The following is a 15092-nucleotide window of genomic DNA, read 5'->3' as shown; positions in this document are numbered from 1 at the left end:
CTGCCTGTGCGCTCGGCAATCCGCCATCGGCCACTAGGTGCGGTCGAACACTGCCAGAATTCGCGACTCGGAGATCGGGTCGAGCACGTCCGGGGTGAAGTGCCATTGCGTGCGGGTCCACGGATCGTGAACCTCCGTCTGCCCTGCTGCCGAAAGATGTTGGCACCCCTCGGACAGTGCGGCGACGGATTCTTCCGCGAAGTTCGACTCGTCCTCTCCGACAATCAGTATGGACAAACCGATTGCCGGCCCGCGTTCGGCGAGGAACATGATGGTCTGTGCGTCTTCGGCGGAGTATCCGTGCGGGAAATCGCTGAGGATCAACAGGCGCAGGGAACTCGGGCCATCTGCGACACCGCTCATTCGCGCGAGCTCGCCCATGTCGACGGCCTCGGCCAGTGCCCGCAAGCGCGCCGAGATCTCGGTGTGAGCGGTGATGACCGGGCCCGCGAGCATCGGTGCCAGTCTGTCGGTCAGTGGCGTCAGCGAGCCGGTCAGGTCGACGACGTCGAGTAGCGGCATCGGGCCGGCGGCCATGACGCGCACGGTGACGGCGCTGATCAGTCCGAGCGCTGCTTTGCTCGACGTGCTGTCCACCCAGATGGGCCGACGCAGTGGGAGCGGGACGCAGTAGGGAACGGTGAGCGTGCCGCGGTCCGGAGCCGACAGCTCGCCAAGACGCATACCGTCGCTGACGGCCGTGATCTGGGCCGGATCAGTTGTTCCCGCCCACGACACCGACTTCCACGACGCCATCGACCGTGGGAGCACGCCGTCGATCACACCGAGTTCGTGCGCAAGCTGAGCGCTGTCGCGGGCGTGATTGTCCCGCGCGAGTGAGACGAGGTCGTCGTGACGCTTCTGTGCGGCATCGCGCGCCGCCACTCCCGCTGCCGAGTTCCGCAACGACGGATCTGCGACGGCTGCGGTCAGATCCTCGTCCAAACGGGCAAGCGCGTACTCACTGCTGGAGACGAAGGAAGCGGCAGATCGGGAGGCGTCCTCGAAGATCATCCACGCACGCTCGAGGCCGCGGCCCACCTCCAACGGCTCCACCGCGGAGTCCCACGCGGGCGCGGCTGTCGGGGCTGGTTGTGCCGGCTCGTCGTCGACCTCGACGCCGTGCACCGAGATCAGTTCCGCCAGACCACCCGCATAACCCTGCCCTACGGCCCGAATCTTCCAGGCACCGGACTTTCGGTACAGCTCCCAGCAGATGACCGCTGTCTCGGTGCCTGCGGTGGGGATCGCGAATTCGGCCAGGACCGAACCGGATTGATCGCTCAGGGTGGCGGAGAGCCCGGCCGTGCGAAAGGCTCCCGCGGCCGTCGCTGCCGGATCCACGCTGACGATGCACAACACTGCTGCGGCATCGGGGTGAAGTCGATCGAGTTCCACCCGGATGCCGCTCTGGTCGAGTTGCACTCCAGCGGTGGATGGTTGGTTGTAGAACACGAAGTCCTCGGACGTCAATGCCCGCAGGTTCGCGTCCGCTACCAGCGCCGACACGTCGAACGGCGTCTGGCTCTCGGCTCGAAACGTCACCACGGGCGCCTGCAGCGGCGCGTTCTGTCCGGGAACAAAAGTCATACCCACAGCAGCGAACTATGCCATGACCGGGCTCTCTCGGTCAGCCTTGCAGGTCCGCCACCACTAGATCGGCCACCGCGGTCATCCCGGCGTCCGTGAAGTGCAAGCGCTGCGCCGTCGACTCCGAGAACAGGCCTTCGAACCAACGCTGATCTGCACTCGCGCACGCATCGTGCCCGCCGGCGATGCTCGCCGCCGCAATGTCGACGGTACGGACACCGTGGGCGTGGGCGACCTCGTCGAACTTCGTGTTGTAGCGAGCGAAGTAGTCCATGAACCAGGATGCGTCGGCGTCTGAGAACGGGATGTTCGGCCAGCATCCGCGAGTGGAGATCATGCCGCCCTCTCCGATCAGGTAGATGCGAGCGTTAGGCGCGCGCTGCGTGACCGCGGTCAGGATGCGATCCAATTCTCCGGCAGCCCGGTCGATTCCGGACTGGGCGACGGAATTCGCGAGCGGGTCGTACCGGCATCCACGATCGGTTCCTGGTCCCGGAGCGACGCACAGGGGGCCGAGGAAGATGCTGTTGGAGTCGTTGCCGCCGATCGAGATGGTAATCAGGTCGGTGTCCGGGTGAACGGCATCGAGCTGGACGGGCCAGTAGTTCGGAATCAGCTGTGGGGTGTCGATGATGTTCTCGGCGCGTGCCGCGCTGCAAGAGACATCAGCGAACTCGGCCACGTCGAGCGCCCGCGAGATTTTGCCCGCGAAGTTCTCGTACGAACGCGAGCAGGCGTCGGGGTACATCGGTTCCAGCCTTGGACCGGAGGCGCGGGAGTCACCGAGGGCGACGTACTTGATCCCGGTCTCGGAAAAACCTGCCGGCGGTGCCGACTGGGGTACCGAAGCCTGCGCGATTCCGGTGCTCACGAGCGCCAGCACAACGCCTGCGACGGCCGCCGCCCGACCGAGAAGTTTCCCTCGAGTGATCATCTACTGTGCCAAGTCCTCTCGCGCACGGCCGCTCGACTGACGGCTCGACATGCCGCATGAGGTTAACGCACGGAGGGGACAACGATGTCCGGTTCGGCGGACGGCGATCGAAACCACCTACCGCCGAACCGGATTCATCTCGACTATGCAGTCTCGACTCAAGCAGTGAGGAAACGTCCCAGCTGCGGCGCAGCTTCTCCTGCGTGCTTGGCCTGGATACCTTCACCGATGGCCTGCAGCTTCCATTCGCCGTTCGCGCGGTACACCTTTGCCATCACCATTCCGGTGAAAGCCATGCCGCCCTGGAGCGTGTATCGAGCGAGCTCGGAGTTGGTGGTGCTGTCCACGAGACGGCAGAAAGCGTTGGAGACCTGCTCGAACGTGTGTCCGCGGTACGAGGTCACGGTGAAGATCACGGTGGTCACGTGAGCCGGGACCCGCTGCAGATCGACGAGCATGACCTCGTCGTCGCCGTCTCCGTCGCCGGTGAGGTTGTCACCCATGTGACGGACCGAGCCGTCCTTGGACGTCAGCTGACCGTAGTAGCAGACGTCGACGAGGTTGCCGTCGGCGTACAGGAGTGCCGAAGCGTCGAGGTCGACGTCGGCGGTACGGCTTCCGAACAGACCGCTCTTCTTGATCGGATCCCAACCCAGACCCATCTGGATCATGGTGAGCGCGACGCCGCCCTCCTTGCGGAGCGTGACCTTCTGGCCCTTGGTCAGGCTGACGGGGCGTCCCTTGACCAGGCTCACCTCGGGCTGCTGCGCCGGCGGCTGGTTCTGCACGGGAGGCGCCGGGGGTGCCTGGTTGTACGTCGGCTGCTGGTTGTACGCAGGCTGCTGCGCCGGCGGGTAGGCCGGCGGCGTCGGTCCCTGGTTGTAGGCGGGCGGCTGGTTGTATGCGGGCGGGGCCGGCGGAACCGGCGGCGCGTTGTACGAAGGCTGCTGCTGCGGCGGCTGGTTGTACGCCGGCGGAGTAGGAGCGACGGACGAGGGCGGCGTGATCGGAGCCGGAGCCGCGACCGGAGTGGGCGGCGGCGGCGCGGGTGCATCGTCGACGGACACACCGTGATCGGTGACCAGCGCGGCAAATCCACCCGCGTACCCCTGGCCGACGGCGCGCACCTTCCACGCACCCTGGCGTCGGTACACCTCGAGCGCGATGACGATGGACTCGGTGGTGAGACCGTCGATCACGTACTCGTACAACACGTTCCCGGCCGCGTCGGAGACCCGAGCGGTGGGTGCAGCGCTGCGCCCGAAGTTCGACGAAGCGTCGTCGAGCGTGATCACGGCGCGAACCTGCTCGATATCGGCAGGGACGCCGGCGAGCGAGACTCGGAGTGAGGCAATGCCACCCGGGTTGGGCACCAATTGCACGCCGGGTCCGGTCGGCTGGTTGAAGAAGACGAAGTCGGCGTCGGAACGAACTTTTCCGTTGCTCGTCACGAGGAGCGCAGACAGGTCAGCGGCTGCAGCCAGCTGAACCGACACAACTACATCCGAGACGTCCAGCGGGCCGTTCTGCCCTTTGGCAAGCGATACAGACAACTAAATCCCCTTCATAGAGAGCGTGTATTACCCGAGCGCGGAAGAGAACCACCGCAATATCTCCGCGCTCGCTGCGATACCGGACCTTTCTGTCACAGTAACGGTCGGCCGTTGCCAATTCAGTTCTTCCAGCTCACCGTGCCTCGGCCGGATCGCGAAATCGGAGTATTCGAGCATGTCCGCATCCAATGCGCCGTCACCTGCCGAGATCACGACTGCGGATTGATCCAGATCACCCGACTCGACCAGTCTGCGGCGCACCTCTGCCAGTGCACGTGACTTCGACACGGCGTCGGGCATCGTGTAGATCTTCCGGCCTTGACGCGAAACGTTCCAGCCCCGCGTCACGCACCAGTGATTCCATTCGGTTTCGAATTCACTCGGCATCACGGCCAGATCGACGACCAGGTACGGAAACAGGTCGTCGGCAACACGAATGGAGCTGACCCAGCTCGAGTCGATCCGCGATTCCAGTTCCGCCTGAACCTGCGGCAACTCGGCGCCGGACTTGCTGGTCGAACGGTCGATCTCGTTTCGCCACTCGCGATCGGCTTCGCCGTCCACCAGGATGTTTCCGCCGTTGCTCGTAATGGCGTACTTCCACGGTCCGCCGGGAAGATCGATCCGCTGGAACTGTGCGATGGTCCTGGTGGTTGTCGGAATCACCGGAACCCGCGAGCTCAGCGCGGTCAGCAGTTCGATCGATTCGACGCTCATGTGTGAGAGCGGACCGCCGTTGTAGTACTCGACGCACAACGGGCTCGGCGCCGAATCCAGGTCGGAGCCACTGGGATCGCCGCCGATCGCGGCCTGCGAATAGATCATCGTGCGGTCCAGATCCGTGGCGATCAGGACCTGGGACGCAGCGGTGTCCGCACGGCTCACGTGATGTCCTTGATCAGCCCGACACACGAGTAGGCGAGGTCGGGTACCACCTCGACCGGAACCCCGCGGGCCTGCGCCAACAACCGGATGTGTGCATGCTCCGGGGCGTCGAGTTCACGCACCAGAACCTTCCAGGGGAGCCGGCGCAGCAACACCCTGGTTGTTTCTCCGACACCTGGTTTGACGAAGTTGACCGTCGAGATCCCGTACTCGGCTTGCACCTTCTCCACCGACTCCCAGCCGGCCCAGGTCGGCGTCCGATCGGAATCGAGCACTGCGGCAAGAGAATCCGCTGCGTCGCCGCGAACGGAGTCGAACTCGGCCGAGACCACGTCGAGCAACCGATTGGAGACGTCGACGTCGGCGAGGTCGGCGTAGAACTTGGCGCCGTGGAAATCGCCGGGCCCGATGAGGGTGTCATTGAGGACTGTTCGTGAGACCAAGCCGGACACCGTCGAATTGAGGCACGCCGACGCGATCAGGAAGTCGTCGCGGGTTCCGTAGGTTCGCACGCAGTGGCCGGGGTCGGCGAGAACAGCCAGATCGGAGTCGAACTTCGCTCCGCCTGCCTCGTGGTACTCCGTCAACGCTGCGTCGAGTTCGCGGGCGATGGCGCCCTTCCCTGTCCAGCCGTCGACGAAGACGACGTTCTCCGAGTCGTGATGGTGCGCAAGATAATCGAGTGCGACGGAATCGATGCCCTTGCCGCGGACGATGGACACCGCGTAGTGCGGCAACGTCAGCCCGCGGGTCTGCTGGGCCCAGCGCCGCATCAGAATCCCGATCGGTGTTCCGGCCCGGGCGAGTGAGACCAGCGTGATGTCACTCCCCCGCTCGGCCAGCACCAGGTCCATCACGGTTCCGGCAGCGCGCGCCAACCGTGGAGCACTCTCGGCGAGCACCGTCTCGAACAGATCCCGGTATGCCTGATCGGGTTGGTACTCGATGGGAAGAGACTCGGCATAGTGCGCCTCACCCGATTGAATACGCTTCTCGCGCACGGATACATCCGCTTCGAGATCCACGTGCGAAAGATCCTTGAGCAGCCACTTCACTTCGCCCGGCGCGTACGAACCGAATTCGGGCCCGACCAATGGTTCGTTCATGACGAGCCTCCTGCTCTGGATTCTCGCAGCGCCGACGGATCGGCCCCGCGAACGGTGGCGACCAGGACGTCGGTGCCGGAGTTCCGTAACACCTCGATCACCCCGTCCATCGCCGTCAACCGATCGGTATCGGCGGGCTCGTCCACGACGAGCAAGGCAAGGGCGTCGACCGCCGCGTCAGGCCACTGCGCGTTGTAGACGTATCGGGGTTCGTTCTCGCCCAGTTCCGGTGCCGGAAAGGTGAACCCGCGACGCAGCGGGTATCCCGGCACGTCGACGACGTAGGCGGGTGAACGCGTCGTGGTCTGGTACCGAACCGCTCGCCCAGAGCTTTCCAAGCCCGCGGCGATGCGCAGTGGCAGGTACATCAACTCCTCGTGACCGATCACGATCACAGCACGCGACGCGTCGATCGACGATCCGAGAATGGACACCGCTGCCTCGACGGCTGACTCGAATGCCGCGGTGTCGCCATCGAGAAAACCGTGCCGGCCTCCGTCGGGGACCTGCGCGGGCCACGGCAGATCCATCCGAGACAGCGTGCCGCGGCGATCACCGATCGGATTGAGATCCGGAGCATCCAGCGCCGTGACGCGCTCGGTCAGGCCGTCGGGCAGGACCGTCGAACCCGAAGCGAGAGAGACGTAGTCGATTCGTACACCCAGTTCCGTGGCCGCGGCTTCGCTGGCGGCTCGGTGTTCCTCGGTTCTCATGTCCACCAGCGAGGCCACGACATAGCGGCTGCGCGGGCATTGCCCGTGCAGTGCCCGGATGGCATCGATCGCGGTGGCGCCGGTGGAGATCTCGTCGTCGACGAGGACCAGTGGCAGGTCGTTCTCGAACAGTTCGGCGGACGTCGGCTGCATCAGATGGCTCGTGGCGTGCGAGTGCCCCTCCTCGAATCCGGCGAGCGTCGCGGCACCTGGTACGTCTCGGCGCGTGGAGTGCAGGTAGCAGTGAGCGTGCAGGCGAGCTGCGACGCAGTGGCCCAAACCTGTTGCGGTTTCGGCAAACCCGAGCACGACGACGTCGACACCCTCACCGAGGGTTGTCCGCACCAGATCGCCGAGGTCGTCGGCAGCGCCGATGACCACGGACGGCTCGGTGGGCACGTGCTTTCCCAGCACGGTGGACACCAGCAGATGAGCGCGACGCGGATTCCGCCGAAGTCCCGGGATCACCAGATCGGGCACCGAATGCCCGAGTGACGAATCACCGTGAACGAGGTCCAAGCCGAATTCTGCTGTAGCCCAGGGAACGTCCCGGGACTGGACAACCTCTGTCATCGATCGACCAACGCCGTCAGCAACTCGACAAACGTGATCCCCTTGTTGGTCACACCGAACACGTGAGCGCGGAGCGCAGTCTGATGGGCCCAATTGCGATGCGGCTTCATCTCGTTCATCTTGTTCCGGTAGCCGGAGGCCTGCACTCCCCCGGCATCGGCACCGAGAATGTCGAGGGCATCGTGGTACTCCTCGTGCGTGACCGCGGACAGTGCATTGACCGCCGCGACGTGCGACGGGTGGATGACCGTCTTGCCCTGGATTCCATTGGCTCGGTCCAGCGCGATCTCACGGAGCAGGCCGTCGAGGTCGCGGCTGACGAGATGCTGACGGAACCGGACGGCGTCATGTTCCTCGAACGGGGTGGCGCGCAGCATCGGCCGGAACATGCGTTCGTGATCGGCGAAGTACTCCCACACCGGCCCGGTGATGACAAAACCCGAACCGTCGGCACGCCCGAGGTAGTTGACGATGTCGGCGATGACGTCGACCACCACGCGCACGTCGTAGATGGTCAGATCGCGGTCGCGGCGGATACCGAAGGTGCTGCACATGTCGGTGGCGCCGATGCGGACGGCAAGGATGCGCTCGCGGTGTTGCGCGAGAATCCCACTGATGGTGCGCAATTCGAGATCACGTGTATCGCGGTGAACCAGCGCGGGTGATTCGAGTACCGGCATCGCGTAGAGATGCTTACCCAGCAACTCGGATGCGTCCGCGACGGCGTCGAGAAACACGGGGCCGGACTCGCTGCCGAACTTCGGGATGACGAACCCGGTGAGCGCGGCGCGCCCCTCGGTCAACGACGCGGCGACCTTGTGGATGTCCGCGACTTCACGAACCCGCACGAACAGCAGCATGCCGACGGCGTCGGTGGACGCGATCTTGTCGAGAGCGTCAACCGCGTTCGCTCGCGCCGATTCGACCTCGTGATCAGCGACGGCGTCCTCGAGATCGAGCACCATCGAGCTGACGCCCTCGGACGCACGCTTGACCACGATGTCGGCCAACCCGGCTCGAGTGGCAGGAACGTAGAGAGTTGCACCCAGAGCAATCGCGAGCAGATCCCTCTCGTCGGAATCCGCGAACGACCGAGGCGCATGCAGGAACAGTTGCTCCCGCACGTCGTCCTCGAGATGTTGAAAGTGCTGCATTTCTCTTCTCTCTGTAACCGCAATCAAGTCCATGAAACGACCCCCTGTGACAACGCGTCGAGCAACTCCGATCCCCCGATCGGCCCGACCATTCAGTTTTTGCCGGCTCGCGCCCGCATCTTCTCGACAACTTCGGTGATGAACGTCGATACCGAGTCCAGCTGTAATACATACGACCAGTAGTCCGGATGAGTTCCCGACAGTGACGCACTCGCTCGCTCGATCCTTGCTAGTTGAGCATCGAGTACGGAGCCCCACTCCGCCACCAACCCTTGGTTAACAGCGAACATCTGGGCGTCTTTCAGCCGGAAACGAACCTCACGTTCCTTCTGGCTCGGATCTGCCCGAACTGCACGCAGAGTAGCGAGACGGTCCGTCACGGCGTCGGCACACGCTTCGGCGTCGGCGAGGTGTACGCGGGCTTCGGCCATCAAAGCCAGTGCATGTTCGGGGTTTCCCGCAGCCAGCGACTGCTTCGCTTCCTTGAGATCGATGTCGGCCTGATCGATATGCGCTCGACTGCGACTGCTGTTGTCGACGAGGTCAGCGGAACTCGCGGCGTTGAACTCGCGCAGCAGTGCGGAGTACGCCGGGTCGAGGCGGTCCACTCGAGTGCGCACTGCCGACAACCTGGTCGAGACCGAGGAGATCGTCATCTCGGCACGGTGCTGGGTCGACGGGGCTTCTGCCAATGCTTCCTCGAGCGCCGATACCGCTTCGCGGACACTCTCGGCCCGCGTGCGGACTGCGTCGGCGCGACCGGATGAGCGCGCGTTGTCGAGCGCTGCAACCGCGTCGTCGAGGTGTTCGGAGGCCGTCACCACCGACGGGTACTCGCGATAGCGCTGATCGGTGGCAGCCAGTTTTTCCCGGACGGCGTTTGCCAGGGTTCGGGCCTGTTGGCCGAGGACGGGAATGGCGGACATCGTGACCGTCGCCTGCTCGAGGTGCGCACGATGCCCGTTGTAGAAGGCGTCGACGCCCTTCGCCGCCTCGACGAGTTCGGCTACCGACTTTTCGAACGCCGCCCGAGCACCGTTCGGGTTCTGGTGGAGTACCTGATCGTTGCCATAGCGCTCGGATGTGTCGAGGTAGTCCGACGCAGCCTGGAAGCACCGATCCCGAACGGGTTCCCACGCAGCGCGCAGCCCTCGCTCGGGATACAGCTCGGCGGAAGCGTCGACTGCTGCCGACGCGATGGTCTGCCGCTTGTCCATGTCGAGGAACGCCGAAACCATGGCCGTCTGCGCCTCCCGCGCACGACTGACCGACTCCCCCACTCTTGCCCCCCGATTGAAGCGCTCCGACCATCTTCCCACCACGATTGAATCCTACGGGTCCAGCACTTCGCTTCTCGGTTCGTAATTCTGCTGTTACGGCGAACACACCGGAACTGCGGTTAGGGTGGTGGAGGTAAACACACTCCCAAGACGACTTCGCGTCGTAGTGGGCCTTGTCTCTCCTCTTGAAAGGACCCCTGAATGGGCGTCAGCTTGACCAAAGGCGGCAATGTCTCTCTCACGAAGGAGGCCCCGAACCTGACTGCAGTGGTCGTCGGCCTGGGCTGGGACGCGCGTTCCACCACCGGAGCTGCTTTCGACCTCGACGCCAGCGCAATCGGCGCAGGCTCGAACAAGAAGGTCCTCTCCGACCAGCACTTCATCTTCTTCAACAACCTCCGCTCGCCCGACGGCTCGATCGAGCACAAGGGTGACAACACGGACGGCGAAGGCGAAGGCGACGACGAGCAGATCGACGTGAACCTCGCAGCGGTTCCCGCCGAGATCGAAAGCGTTGTCTTCCCCGTCTCGATCTACGACGCAGAGGCTCGCTCGCAGTCCTTCGGTCAGGTCCGCAACGCGTACATCCGCGTCGTCGACAAGGCGAACGGCAACGAGCTCGCTCGCTACGACCTCTCCGAGGACGCTTCCACCGAAACCGCCATGGTCTTCGGTGAGCTTTACCGCAACGGTGCAGAGTGGAAGTTCCGCGCAATCGGCCAGGGTTACGCATCCGGCCTGTCCGGCATCGCGCGCGATTACGGCGTCAACGTCTGATCTTCGCTCTCGACGAGCTGACTCGGGGAAGGTTCCGCAGTAGTCTGTGGAACCCTCCCCGTTTTCACGTTCGGATGCGGTGAGAGACCGCTTGCAGTAACCACTCTGCATTGACCAACTAGAAAGGGCCACGCTCCGTGGTACTGCGAATATTCGGTTTATCCATCGCAATTTCGATCCTCGCGATGATCGTTGCGTTCATCTACGGCGGACCCGAGGCACTGTTCCTCGTCATCATCCTGTCGATTCTGGAAATCTCGCTTTCCTTCGACAACGCCGTCATCAACGCCACTGTTCTGCAAAGAATGAGTGAATTCTGGCAGAAGATCTTCCTCACCATCGGCGTCATCATCGCCGTCTTCGGTATGCGTCTGGTGTTCCCGCTCGTGATCGTCTGGGCTGCATCCGGTCTCGGACCCGTAGCCGCACTCGACCTCGCACTGAACCCGCCTGCGGACGACGCCGCATATTTCACCAACGGCGAGCCGAGCTACGAAACCATCCTCACCGACGCTCACCCGCAGATCGCTGCCTTCGGTGGCATGTTCCTGCTGATGCTCTTCCTCGGTTTCATCTTCGAAGAGCGTGAGATCACCTGGCTGTCTTGGCTCGAGAAGCCCCTCGCTCGCATCGGCAAGCTCGATCAGCTCTCCGTCGTCGTGGCCGGCATCGTCCTGGTACTGAGTGGTTCGTTCCTCGCCGCTGACGACAAGGTCTCCACCGTCATGATCTCGGGCGTTCTGGGCATGATCACCTACATCGCGGTCAACGGACTTGGTGAACTGTTCAATCTGCCGGAAGAAGGCGAAGAGGAAGAAACCGCCAAGTCCGGCGGCCCCACGCAGCTCGCGAAGGCGACCGGTAAGGCCGGCTTCTTCCTGTTCCTCTACCTCGAGGTCCTCGACGCGTCCTTCTCGTTCGACGGCGTCATCGGCGCATTCGCCATCACTGCAGACCCGATCATCATCGCCCTCGGCCTCGGCTTCGTCGGCGCGATGTTCGTCCGTTCCATCACGGTCTTCCTGGTCCGCAAGGGCACGCTCTCCGATTACGTCTACCTCGAACACGGTGCGCACTGGGCCATCGGCGCTCTGGCCGTCATCTTGATGGTGTCCATCGGCGTTCACATCAACGAGATCATCACCGGCCTGGTCGGTGTCTTCTTGATCGGCGCTGCTTTCATCAGCAGCCTCATTCGCAACAAGCGAATCGCGAACGCAGATCCGAAGTTGGACGAGAACACTCCGGCAACTGTCTGACGTTCTTTCTCGAAACGCCCGCGACCAATTGGTTGCGGGCGTTTTGTTTGTTATGCCTGAATTGAAACGCTCTGCATTCACAGCCGCGCGCCAATTGTTCAGCCGCGCGCCAAATTCAGCCTGCGGGTGAACAATTGCCCTGCGGGTGCGAAGAACCTATTTGTAAGGGAAACCATGAACGAGATAGTCATAGAGCGCGCAGCGGACGAGGACGCCGCGGAAATCCTTGTTCTACAACGCTGTTGCTGGGTCTCGGAAGCAATCTCGAACAACAGCATGGACATACCCCCGCTCCACGAGGACCTACCCACGGTCCGGGCCTGGGTTCAGGAGTCGACTGTCTGGACCGCACGACGCGGCGGTCGGCTCGTCGGGGCCGTGCGAGGCACAGCCGACGGAACCGCATGGCAGATAGGGCGCCTCATGGTGGCACCGGACTTGGCGGGCAACGGCCTCGGCCGACGCCTCTTGCAGCACGTGGAACAGAACGCTCCGGAGCACACCACAAGTTTCGAGCTGTTCACCGGAAGCAAGAGCGTGCGGAACATTCGCCTGTACACCCGAGCGGGCTACTCCCAATTGCCGCCGGACCCCAGCCACATCCCCTGAGTCGTCTACCTGTCCAAGCCGAACGCCATCAACTCCGACTGAACGGCGATACTGACTTCTGTGGTGAACATTCGCGTCGCAGCGCAGACAGACTTGCCGTTCTTACGTGAGCACGACTCACACATCGCAGCCGAGGAACTCGCGTCAGTGATCCAACGCGGCCGGATACTCGTCGCCGAGGACAGCGGGAAACCAATCGGATGGCTGCGCTGGGGCTTGTTCTGGGACGAGATTCCGTTCATGAACATGCTGACCGTCCTGTCTTCGAACCGCGGCCAAGGCATCGGGCGCGCTTTGGTCACAGACTGGGAAAAACGCATGAGCCGCGCGGGACACTCGCAGGTCCTCACCTCCACACTCGCCGACGAATCAGCCCAGAACTTCTATCGCGCAATGGGATACAGCGACGCGGGAGTTCTGTTACTCCCAGGCGAGTCCTCCGAAATCTTCCTACGCCGAGACCTCGAGCCTGCGCCCGATCTGACCGATCCCCACATTACCCGCGAGTAATATATGGTGGTCGTCACACCGCGATCTCAGGGTGGGGCGTGGCACACCAATGTGGAGGACGAGTATGTCGTCAAGGGTCTTATCTCGCACAGTTGTCGGAGTACTCGCGGTTGCACTGACAGGCGTCGGTGCACCGGCAGCACTCGCGCAGCCGGCTCTTGCCCAGTCCCCTGATGACAGTTTCTACAGCTACGAGGGCGCGGCGCCTCTCTCGTCGTACGCTCCAGGCGCGGTCCTCGAGACTCGCACCGTGCCGTACACCATTCTCAACATCCCGACCCCGATACAGGCAGTGCAGGTTCTCTACCGATCAACCGACGCCCTCGGTCAGCCGTCGGCCAACGTCACCTCGATCCTGCGCCCGGCCAACGCTCAACCGGATAAAGTTGTTTCGTACCAATCCTTTTACGATTCACTGAACCCCGACGACAGTCCGTCGCGGGCCATCGCGGGCAACACCCCGATCGGAGATTGGACGCCGAGTGGGCGCAATTTCAACGTCGGCGGAACCTTCACGTCCATCGAGGCAGCCTTGTTCGGGCCGCTCTTCGCCCTCGGCTACACGATCGTCGTCCCGGACACCGAAGGCCCGGATGCAAACTTCGCTGCCGGACCCGAATACGGGATGATGACGCTCGACGCTCTGCGTGCGGCCAAAGATGTCCCGGAAACCGGAATCACCGACGACGCAGAGATCGCGCTGATGGGGTACTCGGGCGGAGCGATCGCCACCAACTGGGCTTCGATCCTCGCTCCCGCGTACGCACCGGAGATCAACGACAACTTGATCGGTGCCGCGCAGGGCGGCGTGCTGGTCAATCCGGCCAACAACCTTCGCTACGCGAGCGGAAGCATCGGGTGGGGCGGCGTAGTCGGCATGGCTATCGTCGGCGTTGCGCGTTCGTACGACATCGATTTCGGAAAGTATCTCAGTGACCGTGGACGCGACGTCATGGCTCGACTCGAAGACGCGTCCATCGGCAATGTGCTGGCACAGTACCCCGGTCTGACCTGGCAGGAACTGGTCAAGCCCGAGTACGCCGATCCCAATACGGTTCCCGAGTACGTCGATGTCGTGAACAAGATCAACATGGGCACCGCAGCCACACCGACGATTCCGATGTTCATCGCCCAGGCAGCCAACGGCACTATCGAGGGCACCCAACCCGGTGGCCCCGGCGTCGGAGCAGGCGACGGCGTCATGATCACGGGCGACGTCCGTACCCTCGCACGCAAGTATTGCGACGCCGGCCTGCCGATTCAGTACGACCAGTACGACACCATCAGCCACTTCCTCGGCGCCATGCTCTGGCTCCCCGGTGCGCTCACCTGGATCGACGACCGATTCACCGGCAAGCCTGCTCCGTCGAACTGCGCGAATATCGCACCGGGGAACTCTCTTGCGCCGCAGGAACATGCACGCTAGCTGACCGAGACCTCGAATCTACTTCGACGGCTCCACCTCCCAGCGAACGTGAGTTACCAACGGTTCCAGGCTAAGCCGGCTGACGGCGGATTCCAGGAGTCCGTCGTCACGCTCTGCTGCGGCCAATTCCGCGACCACTCGTACGCGGTCGCTGTCCGGGATGTCGAAGGACTGCACTGACCGGAGCTGGAACTCCGGCCTCGAAATGGACTGCACGGTAAGCCCTCTGATGTGAGCTTCGGCGTCACCGTGGCAGGTCACCTCGAAGGTGTAGTCAGCCGGCGGTTCCTCGCGTCCGGTGCGGGCAGGCTGGTGATCCATCATCCGGCCCAACGGCCTCAACAACGTATTCGCCAACATGATTGCACCGGCACCGAACACCGCCACCCAGTACATTCCGCCGCCCGCCAGCGCGCCGACGGCGGCCGTGGCCCACAAGGTTGCGGCGGTGTTCAGGCCGGTGACCGAGGCTCCCTGCTTCATGATCACCCCGGCACCGAGGAAGCCGATCCCCGAGACGATCTGCGCTGCGACGCGCGTCGGATCAGCGTCCGGCCCCTGAAACCCGTACGCGCCCATGATGACGAAGAGCGTCGCACCCAAGCTCACCAACGCGTTGGTTCGCAAACCCGCCATCCTTGCGCGCCATTGCCTTTCGATCCCGACGGCAGCGCCGAGGACGAGTCCGAGCGCTATCCGCACAAGGATGACGTGGATTTCCAC

14 protein-coding genes are annotated in these 15092 nt (G+C 63.5%); 5 read left to right on the top strand and 9 right to left on the bottom strand.

What is annotated here, in order from left to right; genetic code table 11:
* Window positions 1–33: 33 nt before the first annotated feature.
* The 8 genes from RA302_RS03245 to RA302_RS03210 form a co-directional block, all read right to left on the bottom strand.
* Window positions 34–1590, bottom strand: coding sequence for a TerD family protein (locus RA302_RS03245; protein ID WP_166501749.1), 1557 nt, complete (start codon window positions 1588–1590; stop codon window positions 34–36).
* A 40-nt stretch (window positions 1591–1630) separates the two neighbouring features.
* Complete coding sequence (locus RA302_RS03240) at window positions 1631–2524, bottom strand: GDSL-type esterase/lipase family protein (protein ID WP_019746740.1); 894 nt, start codon at window positions 2522–2524, stop codon at window positions 1631–1633.
* Between the two features lie 158 nt (window positions 2525–2682).
* The gene (locus RA302_RS03235) at window positions 2683–4077 is read right to left on the bottom strand and encodes a TerD family protein (protein WP_019746739.1); all 1395 of its coding nucleotides are present in this window, start codon (window positions 4075–4077) and stop codon (window positions 2683–2685) included.
* Window positions 4078–4104: 27 nt separating this feature from the next.
* Window positions 4105–4962 (bottom strand): hypothetical protein, encoded by an 858-nt coding sequence (locus RA302_RS03230; RefSeq protein WP_019746738.1) that lies wholly within the window; start codon window positions 4960–4962, stop codon window positions 4105–4107.
* Window positions 4959–6068 (bottom strand): cysteine protease StiP family protein, encoded by a 1110-nt coding sequence (locus RA302_RS03225; protein WP_166501748.1) that lies wholly within the window; start codon window positions 6066–6068, stop codon window positions 4959–4961. Before RA302_RS03225 ends, RA302_RS03230 begins: the two co-directional genes overlap by 4 nt.
* On the bottom strand, window positions 6065–7354 hold the full coding sequence (locus RA302_RS03220; RefSeq protein WP_019746736.1) for a phosphoribosyltransferase family protein: 1290 nt from the start codon (window positions 7352–7354) through the stop codon (window positions 6065–6067). The genes RA302_RS03225 and RA302_RS03220 overlap by 4 nt, the downstream gene beginning before the upstream one ends.
* A complete protein-coding gene (locus RA302_RS03215; protein WP_021342746.1) occupies window positions 7351–8508 on the bottom strand; it encodes an HpcH/HpaI aldolase/citrate lyase family protein in 1158 nt (385 codons plus the stop codon). The genes RA302_RS03220 and RA302_RS03215 overlap by 4 nt, the downstream gene beginning before the upstream one ends.
* 92 nt (window positions 8509–8600) lie before the next feature.
* A complete protein-coding gene (locus RA302_RS03210; RefSeq protein WP_007727045.1) occupies window positions 8601–9746 on the bottom strand; it encodes a hypothetical protein in 1146 nt (381 codons plus the stop codon).
* Between the two features lie 243 nt (window positions 9747–9989).
* Here RA302_RS03210 and RA302_RS03205 point away from each other — a divergent pair, with 243 nt between their 5' ends.
* From RA302_RS03205 to RA302_RS03185, 5 genes are all read left to right on the top strand, one after another.
* Window positions 9990–10565, top strand: coding sequence for a TerD family protein (locus tag RA302_RS03205; RefSeq protein ID WP_020906049.1), 576 nt, complete (start codon window positions 9990–9992; stop codon window positions 10563–10565).
* Window positions 10566–10702: 137 nt separating this feature from the next.
* A complete protein-coding gene (locus RA302_RS03200; protein ID WP_060939633.1) occupies window positions 10703–11824 on the top strand; it encodes a DUF475 domain-containing protein in 1122 nt (373 codons plus the stop codon).
* Between the two features lie 174 nt (window positions 11825–11998).
* Window positions 11999–12433, top strand: coding sequence for a GNAT family N-acetyltransferase (locus RA302_RS03195; RefSeq protein ID WP_166501747.1), 435 nt, complete (start codon window positions 11999–12001; stop codon window positions 12431–12433).
* Between the two features lie 60 nt (window positions 12434–12493).
* A complete protein-coding gene (locus tag RA302_RS03190; protein ID WP_037125435.1) occupies window positions 12494–12943 on the top strand; it encodes a GNAT family N-acetyltransferase in 450 nt (149 codons plus the stop codon).
* Window positions 12944–13007: 64 nt separating this feature from the next.
* Window positions 13008–14369, top strand: a complete 1362-nt coding sequence (locus RA302_RS03185) for a lipase family protein (protein WP_041814613.1) — start codon at window positions 13008–13010, stop codon at window positions 14367–14369.
* A gap of 18 nt (window positions 14370–14387) precedes the next feature.
* On the opposite strand, the gene RA302_RS03180 is transcribed toward RA302_RS03185, so the two are convergent.
* Complete coding sequence (locus tag RA302_RS03180) at window positions 14388–15092, bottom strand: MgtC/SapB family protein (RefSeq protein WP_003941187.1); 705 nt, start codon at window positions 15090–15092, stop codon at window positions 14388–14390.

It is taken from the genome of Rhodococcus sp. DN22, assembly GCF_036669995.1.
Taxonomy (GTDB): Bacteria; Actinomycetota; Actinomycetes; order Mycobacteriales; family Mycobacteriaceae; genus Rhodococcus_F; species Rhodococcus_F erythropolis.
Note: the sequence above shows the minus strand (reverse complement) of the source record. Positions and strands in the feature narration are given on the sequence as shown.